This window comes from Polaribacter litoreus (genome assembly GCF_054584775.1).
This window is the reverse complement of record NZ_JBTLRD010000002.1, coordinates 234,870-259,549: the sequence shown is the minus strand read 5'-3', so window position 1 is coordinate 259,549 and position 24,680 is coordinate 234,870. Positions and strand designations below refer to the sequence as shown.

The window sequence follows — 24,680 nt, the reverse complement described above, 5'->3', positions numbered from 1 at the left end:
AAACAGCATTTTTATGCTATGTTTGTTAAGCAAATTAATTTAAGAGTAAAACTATTTTATATGATGAATACTTCTATTCAGAAATTCTTCACAATCGTGTTTCTTTTCGGGTTTTCATCTATTTACGCACAATATACAGAGGTAATTAACTCTAATAAACCAGGGTTTTCTGAGAGTCCTTACAGTGTAGGTACTGGAATTTATCAATTAGAGACAAATGTTTTTTTTAGAGATACACGAATTGATCCTACTTTTTCCAGACCGCAGTCTTTAGGGTTCGACTTGTTGTTTAGAACCAGTTTTTTTCTTGAAAAATTAGAACTCAATGTACAAGTAACGCACCAAAAAGATAAAGTAGCTTTTAAAAATATTTTTACTTCACACTATAGTGAAAGTAACTTAAGCAGACTAACTATTGGTGCCAAATATTTGCTTTATCAACCAAAATATAAAGATAAAAGCAAAGAAATAAGAAGCTGGAAAAAAAGATTTGCTTTTGATAAAAGAAGATTAATACCATCAGTAGCAATTTATGCTGGTGCAAATACAGACTATGTGGGCGATTATTACAAAACCGGAAATATCTCTCCTAAACTAGGGTTATTGTTACAACATAATTTAACCAATAAATTTAACATCATTACAAATGTTTTTTACGATAAAATTGGAACTGATTTCTCAGAATTATCCTACATAATTACGGGTACTTATAATTTTAGCAGCAGATGGTCTACTTTTGTAGAAAATCAAATGCTATTTCAAGAATATCAAAACAACATAAATTTTGGAACAGGCTTGGCTTTTTTGTACAACAACAACCTACAGTTTAATGTTTCTGGCAGAATATTAAATGAAGGCCAAACACCTGGTTATTATGCTGGTTTTGGTGTTTCTTACAGAATAGATAAACATAAAGATGCCTTTAAAGAAATAGATGAAAATGGTAGAGAAATAAAAGAAACCCCAATTTCTAAATACAATAAAAAACAAAATGGCTTTTTTAGTAGACTTTTTAGTATTTTTACAAAAAAGAACAAAAGAGGAACTTCCAGAAGCCGTTCTAGAAAAAAAAGGAATAATTAAAACCCCCAATAATTATGATTACCTTAAAAGAAGCAAAAACAAAAAGAGATATTAAACGCTTTGTTTTATTCCCTTTCTCTTTATACAAAAAAAATAAATATTGGGTACCACCAATAATAAAGGACGAAATTGCAAATTTTGATGTCAAAAAAAATCCTGTTTTTAAAAATGCAGACGCTCGCTTTTTTTTAGCCTACAAAGGCAAAAAAATAGTAGGTAGAGTGGTTGCCATTATTAATTGGTATGAGGTTAACCAGCAAAATATTAAAAAAATGCGGTTTGGCTGGTATGATGTAATTGATGATCTTGAAGTTTCTAAAGTACTTTTAGATAAGGTAACTGAAATAGCAAAAGCCAATAATTTAGAGTACATAGAAGGTCCTGTTGGTTTCAATAATTTAGATAAAACCGGGGTTTTAATAGACGGCTTTGAGCACATGGGTACAATGATTACTTGGTACAATCACCCTTATTACAAAGACCACTTAGAGCAATTAGGCTTTGTAAAAGAGAAAGAATATTTAGAAAATAAATTCAAGTTTAAAAATGTAGATGCTGTTTACTACAATAGAATGAGCAATATTGTAAAAAGACGATACAAATTAACAGCATTAGACTTTAAAAAAACTAAAGACATTATGCCTTATGTTGATGAAATGTTTGAAGTTTTTAGTGCTTCTTACTCTAAATTATCAACTTATGTGCCTATTTCTGAAGATCAAATCGATTACTTTAAACGTAAATATATTACATTCATTAATCCAGAATACATTAAGTTTGTGATGGATGAAAATAAAAAATTAGTTGCTTTTGCAATAGTAATGCCTTCTTTTTCTAGAGCCTTACAAAGGGCAAGAGGTAAACTTTTTCCATTGGGTATTTTACGTTTGTTAAAGGCAAAAAAAATGGCCAAAGACGTTACTTTTTACTTAATTGGAGTTCATCCAGATTATCAAAATAAAGGAGTAACCGCAATTATTTTTGATCAATACACCACAACTTTCAGTAAAAAAAGAATTATAAATTGTATCAGAACTCCTGAATTAGAAGACAACGAATCTATAAAAAAGATTTGGGATGATTTTAACCCAGTAACGCATAAAAGAAGGAGAACCTATCGTAAAAATATTCAATAAGGCAATTTGATATTGGCGAGAATAGTATATTTTGAAAACCAGAAACTTACAACATTGAAAATGATCTAAACAATGCAGCTTTTTTATAATTCTGATATTGATACAAACACCACTCAAATTATTTTTAATAAAACTGAAAGCAGGCATATTATAAAGGTTTTAAGGAAAAAAGAAGGCGACATACTAAAAATAACAAACGGAAAAGGGTTTTTGTTTGATGCAAAAATTACGATTGCAAGTGATAAAAAATGCATTGCAGACATTATTTGTTCAGAAGAAAAACCAAAACCGTGGAATTATCATTTACACATAGCTATTGCACCCACCAAAAATAATGACAGAATGGAGTGGTTTTTAGAAAAAGCTACTGAAATTGGTATAGATGAAATTACACCCATCATTTGTCAGAATTCAGAAAGACGTGTTGTAAAAACTGAACGATTTGAGAAAATTATTCAGTCTGCCATGAAGCAGTCTTTAAAGTTTACGTTGCCAAAATTAAATGCTCCTATCAAGTTTAATGAATTTATCAATCAGAATTTTGGTGGAAAAGTTTGTATAGCGCATTGCGAGGATGTTGAACATAAAAATCTCTTAAAAGAAATTGTAAATCCGTCAGCACAAACAACAATTCTTATTGGTCCTGAAGGCGATTTTTCTTTGGATGAGATTAAAAAAGCATTAGAAAAAAAATACATTCCTATTTCTTTAGGAGAAAGCAGATTGCGTACAGAAACTGCGGGTTTGGTTGCTGTACATTCCGTTTCTTTTATTAATCAGTAAAATCATTTTTACTATCTTGCTATCAATTAATCAATAGCAATTTATGAAATCGATTTTTACGATACTTTTTCTTTTCACTTCTCTTTTCATAAACGCACAAGATGTTGCCATTTTAAAATACAATGGTGGTGGAGATTGGTATGCAAACCCAACTGCGATTCCGAATTTAGTTGAGTTTACCAATCAAAATATAAAAACCAATATTTCTAAAAATCCGCAAACTGTTGCTGTAAATAGTGAAGACATTTACAACTATCCTATTTTATTTTTAACAGGTCATGGAAATATTTTTTTTTCTGATGAAGAAGTTACAAACCTAAAAAACTATTTAATTTCTGGCGGATTTTTGCATATTTCCGACAATTATGGTTTGGATAAATTTATAAGAAGAGAATTGAAAAAAGTATTTCCTAAATTAGAGTTTCAAGAAATACCTAGCAACCATCCTATTTACAATCAAACGTTTAAATTCCCAAACGGAATTCCGAAAATTCACGAACACGATAAAAAACCAGCTCAAGGTTTTGGTCTTTTTTATGAAGGAAGGTTAATTGTTTTTTACGATTATGAAACCGATTTAAGCGATGGTTGGGAAGATCAAATTATACATAACAACCCAAAAGAAGTGAGAGAAAAAGCGTTAAAAATGGGCGCTAATATTATTGAGTATGCGTTTAGAAATTAGCTTTTAGCTTTTAGCTTTTAGCTTTTAGCTTTTAGTAAAAATGAAAAACCTTTTAAACTTTAAATTTTAAACTTTAAATCTTGAATCTTGAATCTAAAACAAGAATATGCAAAACGAAATAAACATAGATGCCATAAAAATAAACTTCGATTCTAGTGGATTGTGGGTGTTAAACATTGCCATTGCCATTATTATGTTTGGGGTTGCTTTAGCAATTACTGTTGATGATTTTAAAAGATTGTTTAAAAACCCAAAAATAGTTTTTGTTGGAGTTTTATCGCAATTTATTTTATTACCTGCATTTACTTTTTTAGCCATTTTATTAATAAAACCTCACCCAAGTTTTGCATTAGGAATGATGATGATTGCTGCTTGCCCAGGTGGAAATGTATCTAACTTTTTTAGCAAAATGGCAGGTGGTAATGCTGCGCTTTCTGTAAGCTTAACTGCTTTTGCTACCTTAATTTGTATTTTTATGACCCCATTTAATTTAAATTTTTGGGGCAGTTTATATGAGCCTACTAACGAAATTTTAAAAACCGTAGAACTCAACTGGGTAGATTTATTAAAACTGGTTTCTCTAATTTTAGGAATTCCATTAATCTGTGGAATGCTCATCAACCATTATCATTCAGAAATGGCTGGTAAAATTGAAAAGATTTTAAAACCTTTATCTATGTTGGTTTTTATTGCCTTGATATTTATTGCCTTTTCTCAAAATTTAGAGATTTTTGTAAATCATATTCATCATGTTTTAGCATTGGTAATTTTTCATAATATTTTTGCTTTTATCTTAGGGTTTTATACGGCAAAAAGTTTTGGTTTAAACAAACAAGATACTAAAACTATATCTATGGAAACTGGCATACAAAATGGTGGTTTAGGTTTACTGCTTATTTTTGGTTTTTTTGATGGTTTAGGAGGCATGGCTTTATTAGCTGCATTTTGGGGGATTTGGGATGTTTTTTCTGGAATGGCTTTAGCTACTTTTTGGGGAAGAAAAAAAAGCTGATTTGTATTATTTACTTACTAGGGGTAAAAGTACTAGGGGTGTAAAGCAATACAAATCAACTTTCTAACAAATAAGTATCAATGGGGGGGAATCTTATAAGGTTTACATTTTCAATATTTTTATACATTAAAGATAACAGATAATTAATGTGTATTTTATGACATTTATCAGTTTTTGTAACTTAATGATAACGTATTAATTTTATAAATGAAATTTTTAAAAAAAATTTGGTACCAAAGCGTAAAGGTTTTTCTAAAAATAAGTCTAAACTTTTACGCCAAAGAAATAAAGATTTTTGGCAAGAAAAATATTCCTAAAAAAGGTGCGGTTTTATTTGCCATAAATCATCCAAACGCGTTGATGGATCCTTTGTTTGTAACTTCATTTAACCCAAGAGAAAATCATTTTTTGGTTAGGGCTGATGTGTTTCAAAAACCATTGATTAAAAAAGCCTTATCCTCTTTAAATCTTATGCCAATATACAGAATTAGAGATGGAAGAAGTCAACTTTCTAACAACGAAGAGATTTTTAATAAATGCTTCAACATTTTAAAACGAGAAGAAACCGTAATTATTTTTCCACAAGGTGGACATTCTAGAGATAGAAATATAAAACCCCTAAGCAAAGGTTTTACAAGAATTGTTTTTGGCGCTTTAGAGCAAAATCCTGATGTAAACATAACCGTAATTCCTGTAGGCGTTACCTATCAAAACTCATCTAATTACCCAAGTAAAGTCTGTGTGCAATTTGGTAAAGGTATTGATTCTAGAAAAATATTTACCCAAAACTCTAAACCGAAAGCGATTAACATTCTAAAAAGCGAAGTAAGCAATCAATTAAAAAAACTTACCGTACATATACCTGATGATGAAAATTACGAAACGATTTTAACCACCCTAAACAATGCTAATGTAGATTTTACTGATGTTGATACCGTGAATAAAATGATTACAGAAAACAACTTTCCTGAACCTACTAAAAAACGAATCAATTTTTTACAACCTTTATTTTATATTATTTTATTAAATAGTTTTTTTCCGTTTTTGATTTGGAAAAAAATATCGAAAAACATTGATGAAATTGAGTTTATAGATACCATGAAATTTGCTGTAAATGTTATTACTTTTCCTATTTTTTATCTACTACAGGCATTAATGCTCTCTTTTTTCTTTGGATGGAAAATTGCAGGAAGCTATTTGTTGTTTTCTTATCTTCTGGTTTTTATTTACACAAAATTTTCACCCACAAATACTGAAAATATTTAATTAAAAAGAGGTTTTTTACTGTTGATTTTTCAAAATAAAAAAGGGAAATTTATTAACTTTTGATATAATGAATTAAAACTCGGCATATCTGAAACGAATGGTAACCAATACAGGAAAAATTGCACAACTCATATTCTGTACATATATTTGTACTTTATAAAACACAATATTATGCAAATAACAACTGTTTCTGATTTTAGAAAAGATATTAAAACATACCTAGACCGAGTTGTAAAGAACTTTGAGACTTTGATTATAAATCGTGGAAAAGATTCTGGAATTGTAGTTATGTCTTTGGAAGAATACAATTCTTTAATGGCTACAAATCACGAATTATCTTCACGAAAGAATGAATTGAGATTAGATTCTGCAATTGACAAAATAAAAAACGGAACGACTTTCAACAAAGGCCTAATCGAAGATTAAAATGAAATACACATTCGTTGATGAGTCTTGGGAAGATTATTTATATTGGCAGAAAATAGACAAGAAAAAAGTAAGGAAAATAAATGAACTTCTGAAAGATATCGCTCGAAACCCTTTTGATGGAATTGGAAAACCAGAACCGCTAAAACATAAGTACGCTGGATTTTGGTCAAGACGAATTGATAGCGAGCATAGACTGATTTACCAATATAGAGAAGAAGAAATTTTGATTGCAAAATGTAGATTTCATTATGACTAAAAAAGTACTGGTTACAACACCGTACATAATTTACTGCTAATTCTGTTCTATTTACAAAAATTCTTTCGAGTTTTTTATTCGTTTTATATGTAGTAAATTACGTACTTAAACGGCACAATAAACCATAGAAAACAAAGTTAGCGAAAGGCAAATAAAATCTTGATTTATTACTTAATAACCCTAAAAGCTAGCAAACAAGTCTAGCCCAGATTGAACGACCTGTTTGAGCTCTTTTTTAAGCTTTTTCAGCTTAAAAAAAGCGAGTAGTGAAAGCTGGAAATAGCTTCAAAAAAAAAGAATGAAATACTGAATCAAGTTCAGCTCTAAGAAACTAATCCAAAACAGCATCTTGAATAATTTGCTGAATGTTAGTGCGTATATTTTCTTTTACCAAACCTCTATTTTCCATTGTAGGATAGGTTCTGTTAGATAAAAAAACATACACAATTTCACTTTTTGGATCAGCCCACGCATACGTACCTGTAAAACCAGAATGACCAAAACTTTCATCAGAAACGCAACCACAAGTGGCCTCAACTTCTGGATCCAATTGGGGTTTATCAAAACCTAAGCCTCTTCTTACGTTTTGATCTTGGTAGTACCGTTTGTTAAATTTATTAACTGTTTCTGAATTCAAATAACGTCTGCCCCCATAAAAGCCATTTTGCAAATACATTTGCATAACTTTGGCAACATCATTTGCATTGGCAAATAAACCTGCATGACCTGCTACACCACCCAGCATAGCTGCTCCCATATCATGTACATGCCCATGTAGTATTTGATGTCTATAATAGCTGTCTTTTTCAGAGGGTACAATCTCAGACTTATCAAACTTTTTAAGTGGTAAATACGTCATTCTATCAGCTCCTAAAGAGCTGTAAAATTTTTGGTGTGTTAAAATATCTAAGCTATTGCCATATTTTTCTTCTAAAATTTCTTTAAACAAATAATAACCCAAATCGCTATATTTATAACCTGCTGTTTCTCGCAGATCTACATCGCGTATGTATTTGTAAATACTGTCTTTATAAGATTTATTGATGTATAAGTCTTCAGCAACTTTTACACTAAATCTTCCTGTTTTTTTAGGGCGATAAAATTTAGAAGAATTTTTCTTAGTGATGCTATCTTGTGTGTTTAAATAAAAAGGAATCCAAGCTGGTAATCGTCCATAATGAGATAGCATTTCTTGCACAGTAATTGAAGCTTTATTGGTGTTTTTGAAACTTGGCAATAATTCTTTTAAGGTTGATGATAAGGCTAACTTGTTCTCTTCATCTGCTTTCATAATTAAAGGTAAAGAAGCTAAAATTTTAGTTAATGAAGCTAAATCGTAAATATCAGAATTTTTTACAGGTCTTTTTTTTTCTGATGTGTGATAACCAAAACTTTTTTGATATACTACTTTTCCACTTCTAGCCACCAACACTTGAAAGCCTGGCGCCATTTTTTCTTCTAATATGGTTTTAGAAATAGTATCTATCAAAGCTAACCTTGTAGATGACATTTTCGCTGCTTCTGGTATGGTATATTCTAATCTACTTAAACTGTAGGTATCAATTCCTGTGCCTACTTTAAATTCTTCGCCAATAGAAACTGGTAATTTTCCTTTCAATTTAATAGCCCCAAAAATAGCCTGTGCAGACAATTCTTGTGCCAATTTACTATTTTGATAAGACACCAAAACTGTTTCTATATTTGTAAAACTTTTTACTTGCAACAGGCTATAAGGACTTGTAAAGACATCTAAAACCACGTTGTGTTTTCTTGCAATTTCTTGCAACCATACCAATTCTTTTTGTGTAAACTTATAACTTTTCCAAGGATGAATATTAGATTTATGAAAACCGATAATTACATTATTGTATGGCTTTAGTTTTTTTAACAATCCGTCTAAGTTTGTATCAGAAATTACATCAATTTTGGTATAATTTTTAAGCATGTTTACAAAGTGATTTCCAGAATCATCTCCCAGTTGCATATAGGCTATTTTCTGATAATCTAAATTGGCAATGGGTAAGTTTTGTTTATCATCTTTAATTAAAGTAATGGAGTTTTTAACCAATTCACGATGTAGTAATTCGTCTTCTACCGTATTTAAATCTTCTTGTAAATTCTCTAAAACAACTGGTTGATAGTTGTGTAAACCCATCCAATATTTTGCCTTTAAAATTTTACGAACCGAAAAATTTAAACGCTCTTCAGATAATGTTTTTAGCAAAATTGCTTGTTTTATCAAACGTACACTTGCTGGTACATCTTGCGGAATCAGTAGCAAATCGTTACCTGCTTGTATGGCTGCCAAATCTATTTCTGCAGATGTTGCATAATTTGCAGCACCTTTCATGTTTAAGCCATCCGTAATAATTAAACCATTAAAACCGAGTTCTTTTTGCAGTAACTCTGTAACTACATTTTTAGATAATGAGGTTGGTAAATTGGTATTAGACTCTAAACTTGGGATGCTTAAATGCGCTGTCATTACACTACCAATACTGGCATCAAATACTTTTCTATAGGGGTACAATTCTATGGAATCTAATCGTGCTTTATCAAAGTCTAACAATGGTAAAGTATGATGTGAATCTGAGGCTGTATCTCCATGTCCTGGAAAATGTTTCGCATTTGCCATCACTCCATATTTTTGCAATCCCTGTGTAAATGCAATAGCTTTTTGAGTAACATTTTCTTTACTTTCCCCAAAAGAACGATTGCCAATAATTGGGTTTTCAGGATTCACATTCACGTCAACCACAGGTGCAAAATTTATATGAATTCCTAAACGTTTACAATGTTTGCCCAAATGCTCGCCAAATTGTTTCACCAAAGAATCATTTTGTATGGCTCCCAAAGTCATATTCCAAGGAAATTTATACGTATTTTGTAAACGCATGTCTAAACCCCATTCTCCATCAAAACCAATCATTAAAGGCAATTTAGAAATGGCTTGATACTTATTATTTAAAATGGCTTGTTTTTCAGGTGTTCCTTGCATAAAAATTAAATTACCTACATGATATTTTGTAATCATTTCTGTAATAAAATCCTCATGTTTTTCATCTAAATTAGAGTATGCTTGTACCATAAACAACTGCCCTATTTTTTCATCTAAAGACATGTTGCTTAAAATACTATCAACCCAAATTTCTTGCGCTTCAAAATCTTTGGTCTGTAAAGGGTCTATAGTTTGTGCTTTTGTATAAAAAACAAAAGTGATCAGTAGAATGAATAACAGTGCTTTCTTCATTTAAATGCTATCTATTTTTTTGGGCGTTTTAACAGGCTTTCCATTATATCTTTTTTATGCTGAATTTATTTCAGCATCTACATTCTTAATAGGCTATTGTATAGCTCAAAAAAAATATTGAATAATTGACGAGCATAAAAAAGGATGCCATTTCAATCCTTAACGCAGCTTGTTTGGTAATGTATTATCTTTTTAAATCAATTGTTATACCAAAAAACGTTTGTGCCAACTTTGCGATGCAGGAACCTCCCAATTGTTTTCAAAATCTAGTTTGGTATTTACCATATTATTAAAAACAATGGTTTCTGGAGTAATTTTTTGTTGTTTGGCAAACTTTTGAAAATCAGATAATTTTACTAAATTAATATGATCATTATCTTTAAAAGTGATGTTCATTTTGTTCATCAAGTCAATTTGTAGTTCTTGTTCTAGTTCTTGTACAAAACGTACAGAACTATCAATAGAGCAGCCAGAAACGTTGTTAAAACTTTCATCTACTGCCAAGACCAAAAATTGATTATATTTTATGGTAAATGAGCCCTTTAAATCGTCTCCATGCCTTGTCCAAGAATTTATAAATTCTTCTGCCTTTTCCGAAATCAATTCAATTTCTTGTGTTGTAAATTCTCTATCTGATTGATAAATCCAAACTCGAGAATTGTCGGGTAAATTGTTATATTCTGTAAACATATTTTAAGTTTTAAGATGCTTAGATGATTAGACTTTTAGATGGTTTAGATTATCCAACTTTTCTAAGAAACCAATAATCTAAAGATCTAAAAAATCCGTTTTATCTTAAATTAAACTTTTGCTGTAACGCTCGTAATTTTTCGGCGTCTGTCATCGTATTTTTAGGTTTAGACATACGTTCTTTAATTTCTTTCAATACTTTTTTGGTGTACAAAGGAAAATCTGCATTCTGAATCCAGTTATAATATCCAGGATTTTCTTTTAAAACTTCCTCAACCGTTCTTCCTTTATATTTGCCAAAAGAAAAAATTTCTTGGTCGTCTTCATTCATCAAAATAAACCCTGCAAAATCTGCTCTTTTTCCGTGAGTTGAATATTCGCTTAATTCATCAACTGAATTTCCTATATCGTCGTATTTATCAACTTGAGCTAATAATATTTCGTAAGTTGCATTTGTATCTGCTTCAGCCCCATGAGCGCCTTCCAATTCTTTACCACAATAAAATTGATAACCTGCACCTAAAGTTCGCTGTTCTTTTTTATGAAAAATAACCTGAACATCAATTGCTTTTCTGTTTTTCATATCAAAATCGATACCAGCTCGCATTAATTCTTCCGCTAACAGAGGAATATCAAATCGATTGGAATTGAAACCTGCCAAATCACAACCTGCAATCATTTCGTTTACTTTGGGCGCTAGTTCTTTAAAAGTAGGTTCTGTAACCACTTTTTCATTGGTAATTCCATGAACGTCTGTTGCGCCTTGTGGAATTTCAATTTCAGGATTTACCAACCACGTTTTACTTTCTTTATTTCCGTTAGGGAAAACTTTTAAAATTGAAATTTCTACAATTCTATCATTTCCAATATTTACACCAGTTGTTTCTAAATCGAAAAATACGATGGGTCTGTTTAATTTAAGGTTCAAAGTTTAAAATTTAAGGTTACGTTCAACTTTGAATATTAAATTCAAAATTTTGAACATTTTTAATCTATTCTTTATTCAATTGTGCTTTAAAATCGTCTAATTGCGCTAATAGTTTTGGAGATAATGTGGGTTCTTCAAAATTATATTTTTCCAATTCTTCCAATAAGATTTTTGCAAAGATAAGCCTTGCAGTTGGTTTATCATCAGCAGGAACCACAAACCATGGTGCATTTTCTTTAGACGTTCTATTCAACAGATCTTCATAGCAAAACATATATGTATTCCAAAGTTTGCGCTCTTTTAAATCACCCGCAGAAAACTTCCAATTTTTTTCAGGTAAATTCAATCTTCTTAGCAACCTATTTTTTTGTTCGTCTTTAGACAAGTTTAAGAAAAACTTTAAAACTATTGTTCCATTTTTAGCCAAATGACTTTCAAATTCATTGATTCTTTCCATTCTATCATGATAAAAAGCATCATCTAAATCGTCCAAACTTTTTACAGCAGGAATATTCTCTGAAAAAATATAATTAGGATGCACTCTTGTTACCAAAACATTTTCATAATGTGTTCTGTTAAAGATACCTATTTTACCCTTTGGAGGTAAGGCTATGTAATGCCTCCACATAAAATCGTGTTTTAACTCTAATGCTGTAGGAACTTTAAAACTGTGTACTTCTACCCCACTTACATTTACATCTTTAAAAACCTCTCTAATTAAACTATCTTTGCCAGAAGTATCCATGCCTTGTAAGCAAATTAGCATTCCATATTTACCCTCTGCATACATTGCATTTTGCAAATCGCTAATTTTTTTTCTGATTTTTTTTAATACTTTCTTGGCATCTTCTACCACTTCTTTGGTGGCAAAATCACCAAGTTTTACAGTAGATGTGACTTTATATTTCTCTAAATTCATGAAACTTTGAATTAATTTTTAAAGATAGAAAAAACGATGCTCATACTAAAAATTTTATACTAACGATTTATAAAGATTTTAAAAAACGCTTATTTGTAAAAATAATTTATTTATCCGTTAAAAATCTATAAATTAGCTCAACCTCAGTAGCTTTAAAAGAGTAAAAATGAATCTTCGTTATTATTATATTGTTTTTTTGATTTTAGTGTTTTCTGCTTGCACTAAAGAAAAAATCAATCAAAAAAAAACATCAAATTTACAAGTTGATCATTTTAATATCTGGACAAAATCACCACAATTAGCTAAAGAAAAACTAATCGAACTCGGGTTTATTGCACTACCTGATTCTTTATCTAAAGTTCATCATGGGCAAGGCACAACTGGCCGTTATTTTTATTTTTTAAATAATTATCTAGAATTGATTTATGTAAATGACGAGAAAGAATTTAAAGCAAACAATGCTAAAAATAAAGATTTAGACTTTGCAGAAAGAGCTGATTTTAAAAATAATGATGCATCTCCTTTTAGTATTGCTTTAAAAGTAAAAGACTACAATACAGATAAAATTCCTTTTCAAAAAGTAACCTATCACCAAGAATGGATGACAAAAAATGCCAATATTTATGCTGCTAAAAGTTCTAAAATCAATCTTAAAGAACCTTCCGTTTTTGTGGTGTATCCAGACATTGAATCAGATCAATTTGAAACTTTGGCAGATTTACAAAAAATTCCAAAAGAATTTGCCTTTTATAGGTCATTATTCAAACACCCAAATGGTGCTAAAAAAGTAACCCAAATTATAATTTCATCACCAAAGTTAGATATTGCAACACAAACTATAAAAGCACTGAATAGCATTAAAAATGTGGTAATTAAAAAAGGAACAGAACACGTAATGGAATTGTATTTTGACAATGCTATTCAACAGAAAATATTTGATTTACGACCAGAGTTGCCATTGATAATTTATTTATAGCAAATTTGTATATTTAGAACCCATGCCAAAAAAAGGAAAAGCAAAAAACACGGTGAATAAAGAGAAGCACACCAAGTTGATGAATCGAAAAATAAACAAAGTAAAACTAGAAAAGCAGCTTCATAAAGAGCGACTAAAAGCAATTATAAAAAAAGCAAACGAACAAAAAAACAACGCATCTTGAGTTTAAAATATTATTTGGGTGCATTTTTATCTGTACCGCTTTTACCAATTCTCTATTTTCAAGGAAAGAAAATACGAAGAGAAGTGCCCAGACTACCTGAAGCAAAAAAACCTCAAGGATATATTAAAACAACATCTGAAAAAACCTTAAAAATTCTAGCTATTGGAGAAAGTACCATTGCTGGAGTTGGGGTTGATTTTCATGAAAACGGATTTATTGGTGCTCTTGCTCAAGAAATTTCATCAATACAAGCGGTTTCTGTTTTATGGAAAGTTTACGCAAAAAGCGGTTATACAGCAAAATTAGTTCGTAAAAAAATCATTCCAAAAATAGAGGAATCTAATGCCGATATTATTGTAGTGGGTTTAGGAGGCAATGATGCTTTTGCTTTAAACTCTCCAGATCTTTGGATGCATCAAATCAATTTATTGATAAAAACTTTAAAAAAGAAGTTTCCAAAAACACCTATCTTTTTCACAAATATGCCCCCAATTAAAGAATTTCCTGCATTTACAAAAGCTATAAAATTTGTAATTGGTAATTTAGTGGAAGTTTTTGGCAAAAGATTGCACAAAAGAGTGCATAAGAAAAGTAATGTTTTTTACAATAACGAAGTGATTACTTTACCTACTTGGCAAGAAAAATACAATTTAGAAGGGGATGTTTCTATATTTTTTAGTGATGGCGTTCATCCTTCTAAAACCACCTACCAAATTTGGGGCAAAGACATGGCACAATTTATTATAAATTCAAAAATTTTTAACGAATGAATGCACAAGAGTTAATCGGTTTTTTTGATTTAAAAGCACATCCTGAAGGAGGTTTCTTTAAAGAAATTTATAGAAGCAAAGGAGAAATTTTAGAAGAAAATTTAGCAGAATACTTTGAAGGAAATAGAAATTATTGCACAAGTATTTACTTTTTATTAACCTCAGAAAAGTTTTCAGCTTTTCATAAAATCAATCAAGATGAGATTTGGCATTTTTACGACGGTACAGCTTTAAAATTACACGTAATTTCACCTTTAGGAGAGTATTCTAATGTTATCATTGGTAACGATTTTACTAAAGGAGATATTCCGCAATTTACAGTACCTGCGCATCATTATTTTGCAGCAGAAGTCATTCAACAAGACTCCTTTTCTTTTGTGGGTTGTACAGTTGCACCTGGTTTCGATTTTAAAGATTTTGTATTGCCAACTCGTGCAATGTTAGTTTCTGAATTTCCAAAACATAGAGATGTTATTGAGCGTCTAACACATCAATAAACTTATAAAAATCTTATTTATTTTAATTGTAAACAATACGAATCAATTTTTAGCATTATAAAATGTAGTTGAAATTAATTATATTGCAGAGATGCAAAAATATATCATAATTTTTTGATAGATTCATAATTCATTTCAGTAATTCAAACAAATAAATGCCAAAAAAAGTAATTCAAGATTTTTTAGATAATGTTTTAGACGATTCTATACAACAAATTTCTGGCTCTGATGCTGCTTTTTTATATGCAGAATCTCCATCAAGCCCAATGCATATTGCCACATTAACTGTTGTTGAAGGTTCTTTAGAATTTGAAGATTTTAAAGCGATTGTGGCTTCTAAATTACATTTAATTCCAAAGTTCAGGAAACGCTTGTTGAATGTGCCAATGAATTTAGATTATCCTTATTGGGTAGATGACCCTAATTTTGATATCGATATGCACGTTACAAGACAAAGATTGCCTGAACCTAGTAATTGGAAAACCTTGAGAGAAACCACTTCTACTATTTTTAGTAGCCCTTTAGATTTACGCAGACCTTTATGGTCTATGACGTTTATTGAAGGATTGGATGAAGTTTCTCAAGTACCAAAAGGTTCTGTAGCAATTGTAGCAAAAGTACATCATGTGATGATTGATGGGAGTTCTGGAGTGGGAATTATGGGTTTATTGTTTGATAAAAATCTAGAAGATAAGGATAAACCAATCCCAAAACCAAAACCTTTTGAACCAGATGAATTGCCTGATGAAATTGATTTATTAGTAAAAAGTTCTCAAGGATTTTTTAAAAATCCATTACGAATACCAAAATTAATCGGAGAAACTACCTTTTCTTTTATCAAAGCAAACATCAAAACACAAATTAGTTTAAAAAAACCGATTAAAAATAAATTTTCTACGCCCAATACAATTTTCAATAACTCAGTATCACCTAAAAGAACATGGGGAACAGCCATTTTATCTTTTGATAGAATTAACACACTTCGTAAACTTATGAACGTAAGTGTTAATGATATGATTTTGGCCATTTGCGCTGGTGGAATTCGTAAATATTTACAAGAAAAAGAAAAACTACCTGTACAACCATTAGTGGCAAATGTTCCTATTTCTATTCGTGTAAAAGGCGAAAAGCAAGAAATGAACAATCAAATTTCTAATATGTTAGTTCGTATTGCTACGCATATTAAAAACCCCATTGAGCGTTTAGAATATATTCAAGAACAAACCAACAGAGGTAAAACAAGACATAAAGCTGTGGGTGCAAAAGCACTTGCAAAAATGGCAGATGCTGTACCTTTTGGCTTGGCGAATTTGGCAGCAGGTTTATATAGCAAGTATAATATTAAAGAGTTTCACAGACCTCCTTTTAACGTAACCATTACCAACGTTCCTGGTCCACAAATGCCTTTATATCTAAGAGGTCATAAAATTTTATCCATTTTTGGATTAACACCTGTTTTAGATGGTTTTGGATTGATAATTGCTGCTTTTAGCTACAATGGTTTGGTTTCTTTAACCACAACTTCTGATGCGAAAACAATGCCTGATGCCGATAAATTTTCGAGATACATTCGTGAATCTGCAAACGAATTAGAGGAAATTATTTTAGCGAAAGGTAAACAAAAAGATGCTGTAAAGGTATTAAAATCGAAAAGCACTCCGTTTTTTACGGCGTTCAAAAAGTTTTTAAATGCTGATGAAAATTTGAGAAAAGAACATATTGGAGTTTATGATTTCGAGTTGTCTTTGGGTGATGATACCGTAAATTATCAATTAGATATTTCAGAAAAAACAGTTGGAGTTCGTAAGAAAAAAGCATCTAAACCTGTGGTAATTATTACTATTGATGATGAGATTTTAATCAACTTACACAAAAAGAAATTATTATTAGACGAAGTATTGATTCAAAGTCGATTAAAACTTTCTGGAACGAAAAAGAATACAGATAAATTTTACAAATTATTGGCAAACTTTTTAGAAAGTAAGTAAATGAGTTGCTACAAAAACACATACACTTCTTTTGATGGAGAAGAAATTTTCTATTACAATTGGAAGATAAAAGAAAGTCAAGAAATTAAAGGCATTGTGCAAATTTCTCACGGAGTTGGTGAACATGCAGGTAGATATAAATCGATTGCGAAAAAGTTACGCAAACATGGGTATGAAGTATATGCAAACGATCATCGAATTCATGGAAAATCTGCAAAAAGTCACGATCATTTGGGTTTTTATGATGGTGAAGATTATTTTACTGATGCCATTTTAGATATGCGAAAACTCACGGAAATCATCAAAAATGAACATCCAAACAAAAAAATAATTCTATTTGGGCATAGTATGGGTTCATTGTTGAGTAGAGAATATATCACTGAACATAGAGAAGATTTTGAAGCGTTAATTTTATCTGGAACAGCGAGCTTTATGAAAGGATTGGGTTCTTTTGGAATGATGAGCGCTAAATTTTTGAGCAAATTAAATGGGAAACACAGAAGTAATGAATTGTTAAAAAATTTATTTTTTAATCAATTTAATAAAAAATTTAAACCCAACAGAACAAAGGTAGATTGGATTAGTAGCGATGAAAAACAAGTCGATAAATTCGAGGCAGACCCTTTAAGGATTGAAGATTTCTCACTAAGTGTTTTTTTAGACATTTTGAAAGGAAGTAAAAAAATAAGCAAACCAGAAACTTTTGAACAGACTCCTAAAGAGTTGTCTATTTATATTTTTTCAGGAGATCATGATCCTGTTGGAGAAATGGGAAAAGGGGTTAAAAAAGTTGCAAAAAATTATATAAATGCAGGTGTACAAGATGTTACACTAAAACTTTATAGAGGTGGAAGGCACGAAATGCTAAATGAAGTGAACAAAAAAGAGGTTCAAGAAGATTTATTAAACTGGCTTAATTCAAGAATTGAAGCCAAAAATTAAAGTATGGAGAGTAATAAAATAGTATATACATCATTTTCGAAATTGGCAGTGGCAATTGCAGTTTCTCAGGGAGCTACATTGCCAAAAGCTAAAAAGTTAATCATACAAAGTTTTGAAAGACATCCTTTTCATAAAGAGATTTCTAAAATTATTAAAAAGGTAAAACTCGATAAAGAAAATTTGAACATCTTGAGCAACGAATGTATTTCCATTTGTGAAGATTTTGGACCTGATAGAGATTACATCACTTTAGTGTTATTATTAGAAGACATTTACAAAATTGAAGATTTTGAGGCTGTTGAAAAAGATACGATTTTAAATATCATCAATAGATTTAAAACTGCAATTGAAAAGATAAATGCCAATATTCCTGCTCCTCCACTATTCAATGTAATTTTAGAAACGCGTGCCATTGCAGAATGGACATCTATGTTTTGGTTGTATCCTTTTATACCCAAACACAAAAGCGAAAGAGCAAAACCTGTTTTATTAATGCCCCCTTATTTAGGAAATGACAATTCAACCACCTTTGTAAGAAAATATTTAAAATCCCTAGGTTTTAAAACCTATAAATGGGAATTGGGTGTAAATATGATCAACTCAAAATCGCTCCCAAAACTAATTGAAAAACTAGATGAAATTTTTGAAAAACATCAAGAAAAAGTAAGTTTAGTTGGTTGGAGTGGTGGTGGAATTTTCGCCAAAATTATCGCAAATCGTTTTCCAGACAAAGTAGAACAACTCATCACCATAGGTTCTCCTGTTTGGGGAGTAAAAAACATGAAAACACCAATTATCAAAACGTTGGAATTTGTAAGAGGTGCAAAATTGAGGGAGCGAAATGAAAAGTTTATCAAAGAATTAGAGGTTATTCCAGAAGTTCCCATCACTTGTGTGTACACCAAAACTGATGGTTTAATTCCTTGGAAAAACTGCATGGAAGCTGAAACTTATAGAAAAGACATCAAAAATGTGGAAGTTTTTGGCAGTCATTGTGGTATGGGTGCAAATGCAACTGTATTGTTAACTGTGGCAAACGCTTTGAATGCAAATATTGAGAACACTACTCAAAAATCCATCATTCAAAAAGTAGAAACTTTATTTTTCCCTAAATTTTGGGAACAAAAAGGAGTATCTAAATTCACAAATCTTTTTTTTAGTTGATTATGGAACACAATTTAAAAAACATCATCAGTCATCCTAAATTCTTAGAAAAGCTTTCTTCAATTGCCAAAGAAGAAGCTATGGATTTGACTGAAGTGCAACAAAAAGGAGAGGAATATATCAACGAATTGTATTCGCAACAACATCCTATAGCCAATATGTTATCTGTAAAAGGCTTTCAATTTATGATGTCTAAAGCCTACAATAACAAGATTGATATTGATCGTCAAGAAATTAAAAAATTAATGAAATTAATGCGCCAAAATTCGGTTGCCTTTATTTTAACACATAAAACGTATTTAGACACAGTTGTTCTCGTAACCACTTTAGCACGTTATGGAATGCCAATTCCATACACATTTGGAGGCATCAATTTGGCATTTCCTGGTTTTAAACAATTGGGTAAAAATTCAGGATTGATATTCATCCGTAGAAGTTTTAAAGAAAATCGAATTTATAAAGCTGCTTTACGTCATTATATTTCTTGTATGATAGAAAATGGAGATCATTTAACTTGGAATATAGAGGGTACTCGTTCACGAACAGGAAAAATCGTCTATCCACAAATGGGGATTTTGAAATACATTATGGAAGGTGAAAAAGAAAGCACCAGAAATATTAAATATGTACCAGTTTCTATTGTGTATGATTTGATTCCTGATGTGAAGCAAATGACAGAAGAAGGCAAAGGAAAAGAAAAGAAATCTGAAGATGTAAAGGCCTTTGTAAAATACTTTAAAAAGTTAGGTAACGAATATGGAAAAGCCGCAATAAGATTTGGTGAACCTGTAGACACCAGTGCACATCATAATGCCATTATTCCTGATATCGATGAAGATAGTTATTCTGATAAATATACCTTACCTCGTTTTGCTTTTGAATTAATTCATAAGGCAAATATGATTACACCAGTAACCACAGTTTCTTTGGTTTGTAACGTATTATTGAACAATTTTGCTTTGACTAAAAGTGAGATTGAATTCAGTGTAATTAAATTGATGAATTACATTGAACAACGCAAAAATGATGTGTTGATAGAACGTGGAAAAAGCATAAGTGCTTCAGTACAAAAAGCATTGAATTTATTAAAAAGTTCAGGTATTGTTCAAAAAAATAAAGCAGGCTACAAAACCAAATACACGTTAAGCGCATCCGAATTTTTACCTGCAACGTATTATGCAAATATGGCATCTGCCCATTTGTATCATAGAGCTTTTATAGAAATGACTTTGGTAAAAATCAAAGATGAAAAAGAAAACCGAATTTTATCTTTTTGGGAAGAAATTATGCGTTTGCGTAACTTATTTAAATTCGAATTTTTCTATACCAACAAACCACAATTTAGTTCAGAAATTGAAGCCGAATTGAATTTATTCGATAAAAACTGGAGAACAATTATCAACAGTTCTGAAGGTAATGTTGAAAGTTTACTTGCAAAACAAGAATTATTTGTTTCTAAAGGATTGTTATTGATTTATTTAGAGGCCAACAAAGTAGTTTGTAAAACATTACAATCTTGGGATTTAGAGGATGAATTTTCCGAATCCGAATTCATTGAACTGTGTTTATTTAAAGGAAAAGAACTGCATTGGAAAAATAGAATCAGTAGATTAGACAGTGTTTCCAAACCATTTCTAATTAGTGCTTTACGATTGGCTAAAAACAGCAAATTAGTTCCTATTGATAATAAAATCGATTTCAAACGATTGGATATTTGGATGGAACTGTTAGACAATTTAACAGAACGACTATACTTCTTACAAAAATTAGAATCTGAAAGCATTAAAAAAACAAAAAAGAAAAATGAGCTAAAAGAAAAAGTGCCAGGGGCAGAAATCGAAAGCATCACTCAAGATGTTTTAGATGAAGAAGAAGGACCTCATATTGCTGCTTTTTTTGATTTAGACAGAACGTTAATCAATGATTTCTCTGCAAAACAATTTGTGAAATCGAGATTTTTAAGCGGAAAATCAACACCTAAAGAAGTATTATCTCAATTTGTAACCTTAATAGCTTGTGCAATTGGAAATCGAGATTTTGAAATCTTAACAAAAATTTCTGCTTTAGGCGTAAAAGGCATCAAAGAAAAACAGTTTACAGATTTAGGAAAGCAAATCTTTAAAGACCATTTGGCTTCCACTATTTATCCCGAATCTAAAACTTTAATCAAATCACATTTAGAAAAAGGGCATCAAGTAGTTATCATTTCTGCAGCCACTCGTTATCAAGTAAAACCCATTGCAGATGAGTTAGGTATCAAAGATATTTACTGTACAGAAATGGAAGTGAAAAAAGGAAAATTCACTGGTATTATTTCTGAAATGTGTTGGTCTGAGGGGAAAGCCAGCGCTGGTCGTAGATTTGCCAAAGCTAATAATATCGATTTATCAAAAAGTTTCTTTTATACGGATAGTATTGATGATTATCCGTTATTAGAAATTGTAGGAAAACCTATTGCTACAAATCCTGATAATAAATTATCTCAACTAGCTTTTGAAAACGATTGGAAAATTTTGCGCTTTAAAGTCAACACAAAAAAGCCTTTAGTCAATGGCTTAAGAACTGGTTTGGCAGCTGCAAGTTTGTATCCGTCAGCATTAAAAGGAATCGTAAAAGGAGTATTATCAATGTCTCAAAAAGAGGGTATCAATACCACTATTGAGAGTATTGGAGACTTAGGAACTAGACTTGCAGGTTTAGATATTAATGTAAAAAATAAACAGAATTTAGTAGATCACAGACCTGCTGTTTTCTGTTTTAATCATCAATCTTCTGCCGATTTTTTCGTAATCTTAAAATTATTAAAAAAAGACGTTACAGGAATTGCAAAAAAAGAATTAGAACTCACTCCTTTTGGACCAATATTTAAAGCCATGGGCGCTATTTTTATAGATAGATCTAACAAAAAGAAAGCTATAGCTTCTATGCAGCAAGCAGCTGAAGTCATTAAAAACGGGACTTCTGTAGCCATAGCTCCTGAAGGAACACGAAGTGGAAGTAAAAAATTAGGGAAATTCAAAAAAGGGGCTTTCCATTTGGCCATGAAAGCTGGTGTACCCATTGTTCCAATAGTAATTAAAAACGCATATATGGCCATGCCAAAAGGTAGTAAAATCTTTAAGCCAACGCATATTGAAGTTGTGGTTTTAGATCCTGTAGATACTTCTGAATGGAAGCCAAAACATTTAAATACATATATTGAAGAAGTTCGAAATTTGTATGTAAAAGAGTTAGAGAGTTAATCACCATAAATCAAAAAAAAAATGAAACTACAAGTAGGATTGTTGGGTGGTGGTTCTTGGGGAACAACAGTTGCTTCATTAACTGCAAAAAATACAGATACCATTATTTGGGCAAGAAACCAACATACGGTTGATGAGATCAATCAGCATCACACCAATCAAAAATATTTACCTGATGCCCAACTTACAGAAACGCTTGTCGCTTCAAATTCCATAAAAGAAACTGTACAAAATGCAGATGTTATTGTTTTAGGAATTCCATCTCAAAATATGCGTCAAGTTTTGGAAGAAGCAAAACCTCATATTAGACCTTGGGTTCCCATCATAAATTTAGCAAAAGGTCTTGAAATGAGTACAAAAATGCGAATGACCGAAATAATTGAAGAGCTGATGCCTGGTCATCCTGCTGGAGTGTTAACAGGCCCAAATTTGGCAAAAGAAATCCATTCTGGCAGTGCAGCTGCAGCTGTTATTGCTATGGTTGATAAAACAATTGGAACAAAATTACAACCTATATTTAGTTCAGGTTTATTTAGAGTATATACCAATACTGATGTAATTGGTTGCGAATTGGGTGGTGCTTTAAAAAATATTATTGCCATTGCTGCTGGTATGGGTGATGGTGCAAATGCAGGTGATAATACTCGTGCTGCCATAATTACAAGAGGTTTGGCTGAACTCACCAGACTAGGAATTGCAATGGGAGGTAAAAAAAGTACGTTTTCTGGCTTAGCAGGAATGGGAGATTTAGTTGCAACTTGTTCTTCATCAAAAAGTAGAAATCACCATGTTGGTTTTCAATTGGGTAGAGGAAAAAGTTTAGATCAAATTATTAATGAAATGGATGAAGTTGCTGAAGGAGTAAAAACTGCAAAAGTAGTGATGCAACTGGCTAAAGAGTACGATGTAGATATGCCAATTTCTGAAGAGATTTATAAGGTTTTATACAAAGGAAACACAATTAATGATGCATTTAAAGGCTTATTAAAATATGAAGTAGGTTCTGAAAAAGAGCCTGGTTAAAATTTAAAAAATGATAAAAAAACAAGAACAAAACGCTTCTTTTATTGTGCGTTTTAATCAACAAATTTTTGAAGAAAATAACGAATCTAAAATACAATGGCGTGGTAAAATTACACACGTACAAGATGGTGATGAAAAACGATTTTCAGATTTTAATGATGCGCTTATTTTTATGCAAAGTAAATTGGCTGAATTAACAGAAGAAGCCACAAAGCATGAGTCTTCTGCAAAACAAGAAAATATTTTATACAAAAGTTTGTCGATGTGGAAAACTATTAAAGACATAGGACCAAAAGTTATTCGCGATACTATTAAAGACCCCAAAAAACAATTATCTCATTTACACGAAGAACTACAAGATAAAATTACCATAATTGGTGATGAAATTTCTGAGAAAGTACACATAAATGAGTGGCGAAATGCCTCTAGATCGGACTTTAATAAAATCCAGAATCAGATTGAAAGTCTGGCTGATCAAATCCAAAAACTAACTAATAAAGTTGATCATATCAATAAATCATAAAGTTTAACTACTCAAGAACTTTAAGGTTTTTATAAACCTGAAAGCTTTAACTAAATTGAAAACGCTACTTTTTTATGTTAAGTCTACTCCAAGAATTAAAAGAACTTGATGATTTTAAGACAACTGCGAATATTCGTATAGAAACTCTTGGAAACTTTCGCGCTTGGAGAAATGGGCAAAAAATAGAAAATAAAGAATGGGGACGAGATAAAACCATTCAACTGCTACAATACTTAATTTCTCATCGTCAGAAAAATGCACTACATAAAGAAAAAATTATGGACAATCTTTGGGAAGATTGGAACGATCGAGATTTTAAAGTGGCTTTGCACGGAATTCATAAAGTGCTTGAACCCAATAGACCTTCACGCACTGAGCCCATTTACGTAATCAGACAAGGAGTCTGTTATCAAATTGATTTAGAAAAAGTTTGGATTGATGTGGAGGTATTGGAAAAATATATCATCATTGGAAATCAAACTTTTGGCAACGATAATGAAGTAGCAAAACAAGCTTATCTAAATGCCATAGAATTGTACAAAGGTTCTTATTTGCCCAATCGTATTTATGAAGATTGGACATCCGAAGAAAGAGAAAAATCGCAACTCTTAATTTTAGGAGCTTATATCACATTAGCAGAAATTTTGATTGATGAAAATCCGTTAGAAAGTATTCGTTTGGCACAAAATGCATTGCATATTGACAGTGCTTGGGAAGATGCATATAGAATACAAATGCAAGCCTATATTGCAAAAGGAAATCGTCCTCAAGCCATAAAAACGTATATGAAATGTGCTATTATTTTAGAGGAAGAATATGGAATTTCTCCTTTACCTCAAACTAAGAAATTATTACAAAAAATAGAAAATATTAACTAGAAACAAGTTTCAAATTAAATTTTGATATTTATAATTTCGGCTGTAATAGAAAAACC

22 protein-coding genes are annotated in these 24,680 nt (G+C 31.0%); 18 read left to right on the top strand and 4 right to left on the bottom strand.

Annotated elements, in window-relative coordinates; genetic code table 11:
* Positions 1–60: 60 nt before the first annotated feature.
* The 8 genes from ACW9UN_RS02305 (at position 61) to ACW9UN_RS02270 (ending at position 6,650) form a co-directional block, all read left to right on the top strand.
* Positions 61–1,083: a transporter gene (locus tag ACW9UN_RS02305; RefSeq protein WP_459483505.1), complete on the top strand. Its 1,023-nt coding sequence runs from the start codon at positions 61–63 to the stop codon at positions 1,081–1,083.
* A gap of 14 nt (positions 1,084–1,097) precedes the next feature.
* A complete protein-coding gene (locus ACW9UN_RS02300) occupies positions 1,098–2,219 on the top strand; it encodes a GTP cyclohydrolase (RefSeq protein ID WP_459483503.1) in 1,122 nt (373 codons plus the stop codon).
* Between the two features lie 72 nt (positions 2,220–2,291).
* The gene (locus tag ACW9UN_RS02295) at positions 2,292–3,002 is read left to right on the top strand and encodes a 16S rRNA (uracil(1498)-N(3))-methyltransferase (RefSeq protein ID WP_459483502.1); all 711 of its coding nucleotides are present in this window, start codon (positions 2,292–2,294) and stop codon (positions 3,000–3,002) included.
* A 43-nt stretch (positions 3,003–3,045) separates the two neighbouring features.
* Entirely contained in the window at positions 3,046–3,687 is a 642-nt protein-coding gene (locus ACW9UN_RS02290; protein ID WP_459483500.1) for a DUF4159 domain-containing protein, read from the top strand.
* Positions 3,688–3,793: 106 nt separating this feature from the next.
* Entirely contained in the window at positions 3,794–4,699 is a 906-nt protein-coding gene (locus ACW9UN_RS02285) for a bile acid:sodium symporter family protein (protein WP_459483498.1), read from the top strand.
* 207 nt (positions 4,700–4,906) lie between these two features.
* Positions 4,907–5,965: a 1-acyl-sn-glycerol-3-phosphate acyltransferase gene (locus ACW9UN_RS02280; RefSeq protein ID WP_459483496.1), complete on the top strand. Its 1,059-nt coding sequence runs from the start codon at positions 4,907–4,909 to the stop codon at positions 5,963–5,965.
* Positions 5,966–6,136: 171 nt separating this feature from the next.
* Positions 6,137–6,391 (top strand): type II toxin-antitoxin system Phd/YefM family antitoxin, encoded by a 255-nt coding sequence (locus tag ACW9UN_RS02275; protein ID WP_459483494.1) that lies wholly within the window; start codon positions 6,137–6,139, stop codon positions 6,389–6,391.
* A gap of 1 nt (position 6,392) precedes the next feature.
* Complete coding sequence (locus ACW9UN_RS02270) at positions 6,393–6,650, top strand: Txe/YoeB family addiction module toxin (RefSeq protein ID WP_459483492.1); 258 nt, start codon at positions 6,393–6,395, stop codon at positions 6,648–6,650.
* Between the two features lie 331 nt (positions 6,651–6,981).
* On the opposite strand, the gene ACW9UN_RS02265 is transcribed toward ACW9UN_RS02270, so the two are convergent.
* The 4 genes from ACW9UN_RS02265 to ACW9UN_RS02250 form a co-directional block, all read right to left on the bottom strand.
* Entirely contained in the window at positions 6,982–9,900 is a 2,919-nt protein-coding gene (locus ACW9UN_RS02265) for a serine hydrolase domain-containing protein (RefSeq protein WP_459483490.1), read from the bottom strand.
* A 204-nt stretch (positions 9,901–10,104) separates the two neighbouring features.
* On the bottom strand, positions 10,105–10,590 hold the full coding sequence (locus tag ACW9UN_RS02260; RefSeq protein ID WP_459483488.1) for an ABC transporter ATPase: 486 nt from the start codon (positions 10,588–10,590) through the stop codon (positions 10,105–10,107).
* Between the two features lie 100 nt (positions 10,591–10,690).
* Positions 10,691–11,518, bottom strand: coding sequence for an exonuclease domain-containing protein (locus tag ACW9UN_RS02255; RefSeq protein ID WP_459483487.1), 828 nt, complete (start codon positions 11,516–11,518; stop codon positions 10,691–10,693).
* A 64-nt stretch (positions 11,519–11,582) separates the two neighbouring features.
* Complete coding sequence (locus ACW9UN_RS02250) at positions 11,583–12,437, bottom strand: PPK2 family polyphosphate kinase (protein WP_459483485.1); 855 nt, start codon at positions 12,435–12,437, stop codon at positions 11,583–11,585.
* A 166-nt stretch (positions 12,438–12,603) separates the two neighbouring features.
* On the opposite strand from ACW9UN_RS02250, the gene ACW9UN_RS02245 reads away from it, so the two are divergent.
* The 10 genes from ACW9UN_RS02245 to ACW9UN_RS02200 all read left to right on the top strand — a co-directional run bounded on the left by ACW9UN_RS02245 (position 12,604) and on the right by ACW9UN_RS02200 (position 24,624).
* Complete coding sequence (locus ACW9UN_RS02245) at positions 12,604–13,413, top strand: hypothetical protein (RefSeq protein WP_459483483.1); 810 nt, start codon at positions 12,604–12,606, stop codon at positions 13,411–13,413.
* Between the two features lie 180 nt (positions 13,414–13,593).
* Positions 13,594–14,367 carry an SGNH/GDSL hydrolase family protein gene (locus ACW9UN_RS02240; RefSeq protein WP_459483481.1) on the top strand — a complete coding sequence of 258 codons (774 nt, stop codon included), beginning with the start codon at positions 13,594–13,596 and terminating at the stop codon, positions 14,365–14,367.
* Entirely contained in the window at positions 14,364–14,864 is a 501-nt protein-coding gene (locus ACW9UN_RS02235) for a cupin domain-containing protein (RefSeq protein ID WP_459483479.1), read from the top strand. The genes ACW9UN_RS02240 and ACW9UN_RS02235 overlap by 4 nt, the downstream gene beginning before the upstream one ends.
* A 155-nt stretch (positions 14,865–15,019) precedes the next feature.
* Positions 15,020–16,852: a wax ester/triacylglycerol synthase family O-acyltransferase gene (locus ACW9UN_RS02230; protein ID WP_459483478.1), complete on the top strand. Its 1,833-nt coding sequence runs from the start codon at positions 15,020–15,022 to the stop codon at positions 16,850–16,852.
* Positions 16,853–17,794, top strand: a complete 942-nt coding sequence (locus ACW9UN_RS02225) for an alpha/beta hydrolase (RefSeq protein ID WP_459483476.1) — start codon at positions 16,853–16,855, stop codon at positions 17,792–17,794. It abuts the gene before it with no gap.
* A 3-nt stretch (positions 17,795–17,797) separates the two neighbouring features.
* The gene (locus tag ACW9UN_RS02220) at positions 17,798–18,958 is read left to right on the top strand and encodes an alpha/beta hydrolase (RefSeq protein WP_459483474.1); all 1,161 of its coding nucleotides are present in this window, start codon (positions 17,798–17,800) and stop codon (positions 18,956–18,958) included.
* Between the two features lie 2 nt (positions 18,959–18,960).
* Positions 18,961–22,200 (top strand): HAD-IB family hydrolase, encoded by a 3,240-nt coding sequence (locus tag ACW9UN_RS02215; RefSeq protein WP_459483472.1) that lies wholly within the window; start codon positions 18,961–18,963, stop codon positions 22,198–22,200.
* 21 nt (positions 22,201–22,221) lie between these two features.
* On the top strand, positions 22,222–23,223 hold the full coding sequence (locus ACW9UN_RS02210; protein WP_459483471.1) for an NAD(P)H-dependent glycerol-3-phosphate dehydrogenase: 1,002 nt from the start codon (positions 22,222–22,224) through the stop codon (positions 23,221–23,223).
* A gap of 10 nt (positions 23,224–23,233) precedes the next feature.
* On the top strand, positions 23,234–23,746 hold the full coding sequence (locus ACW9UN_RS02205; protein ID WP_459483470.1) for a hypothetical protein: 513 nt from the start codon (positions 23,234–23,236) through the stop codon (positions 23,744–23,746).
* Positions 23,747–23,820: 74 nt separating this feature from the next.
* Entirely contained in the window at positions 23,821–24,624 is an 804-nt protein-coding gene (locus ACW9UN_RS02200) for a bacterial transcriptional activator domain-containing protein (protein WP_459483468.1), read from the top strand.
* Positions 24,625–24,680 lie beyond the last annotated feature (56 nt).

What these genes read in the sequence shown, in the direction of transcription:
- ACW9UN_RS02305 (WP_459483505.1), top strand. Translation starts at nt 61, where the DNA reads ATGATGAATACTTCTATTCAGAAATTCTTCACAATCGTGTTTCTTTTC.
- ACW9UN_RS02300 (WP_459483503.1), top strand. Translation starts at nt 1,098, where the DNA reads ATGATTACCTTAAAAGAAGCAAAAACAAAAAGAGATATTAAACGCTTT.
- ACW9UN_RS02295 (WP_459483502.1), top strand. Translation starts at nt 2,292, where the DNA reads ATGCAGCTTTTTTATAATTCTGATATTGATACAAACACCACTCAAATT.
- ACW9UN_RS02290 (WP_459483500.1), top strand. Translation starts at nt 3,046, where the DNA reads ATGAAATCGATTTTTACGATACTTTTTCTTTTCACTTCTCTTTTCATA.
- ACW9UN_RS02285 (WP_459483498.1), top strand. Translation starts at nt 3,794, where the DNA reads ATGCAAAACGAAATAAACATAGATGCCATAAAAATAAACTTCGATTCT.
- ACW9UN_RS02280 (WP_459483496.1), top strand. Translation starts at nt 4,907, where the DNA reads ATGAAATTTTTAAAAAAAATTTGGTACCAAAGCGTAAAGGTTTTTCTA.
- ACW9UN_RS02275 (WP_459483494.1), top strand. Translation starts at nt 6,137, where the DNA reads ATGCAAATAACAACTGTTTCTGATTTTAGAAAAGATATTAAAACATAC.
- ACW9UN_RS02270 (WP_459483492.1), top strand. Translation starts at nt 6,393, where the DNA reads ATGAAATACACATTCGTTGATGAGTCTTGGGAAGATTATTTATATTGG.
- ACW9UN_RS02265 (WP_459483490.1), bottom strand. Translation starts at nt 9,900, where the DNA reads ATGAAGAAAGCACTGTTATTCATTCTACTGATCACTTTTGTTTTTTAT.
- ACW9UN_RS02260 (WP_459483488.1), bottom strand. Translation starts at nt 10,590, where the DNA reads ATGTTTACAGAATATAACAATTTACCCGACAATTCTCGAGTTTGGATT.
- ACW9UN_RS02250 (WP_459483485.1), bottom strand. Translation starts at nt 12,437, where the DNA reads ATGAATTTAGAGAAATATAAAGTCACATCTACTGTAAAACTTGGTGAT.
- ACW9UN_RS02245 (WP_459483483.1), top strand. Translation starts at nt 12,604, where the DNA reads ATGAATCTTCGTTATTATTATATTGTTTTTTTGATTTTAGTGTTTTCT.
- ACW9UN_RS02235 (WP_459483479.1), top strand. Translation starts at nt 14,364, where the DNA reads ATGAATGCACAAGAGTTAATCGGTTTTTTTGATTTAAAAGCACATCCT.
- ACW9UN_RS02230 (WP_459483478.1), top strand. Translation starts at nt 15,020, where the DNA reads ATGCCAAAAAAAGTAATTCAAGATTTTTTAGATAATGTTTTAGACGAT.
- ACW9UN_RS02225 (WP_459483476.1), top strand. Translation starts at nt 16,853, where the DNA reads ATGAGTTGCTACAAAAACACATACACTTCTTTTGATGGAGAAGAAATT.
- ACW9UN_RS02220 (WP_459483474.1), top strand. Translation starts at nt 17,798, where the DNA reads ATGGAGAGTAATAAAATAGTATATACATCATTTTCGAAATTGGCAGTG.
- ACW9UN_RS02215 (WP_459483472.1), top strand. Translation starts at nt 18,961, where the DNA reads ATGGAACACAATTTAAAAAACATCATCAGTCATCCTAAATTCTTAGAA.
- ACW9UN_RS02210 (WP_459483471.1), top strand. Translation starts at nt 22,222, where the DNA reads ATGAAACTACAAGTAGGATTGTTGGGTGGTGGTTCTTGGGGAACAACA.
- ACW9UN_RS02205 (WP_459483470.1), top strand. Translation starts at nt 23,234, where the DNA reads ATGATAAAAAAACAAGAACAAAACGCTTCTTTTATTGTGCGTTTTAAT.
- ACW9UN_RS02200 (WP_459483468.1), top strand. Translation starts at nt 23,821, where the DNA reads ATGTTAAGTCTACTCCAAGAATTAAAAGAACTTGATGATTTTAAGACA.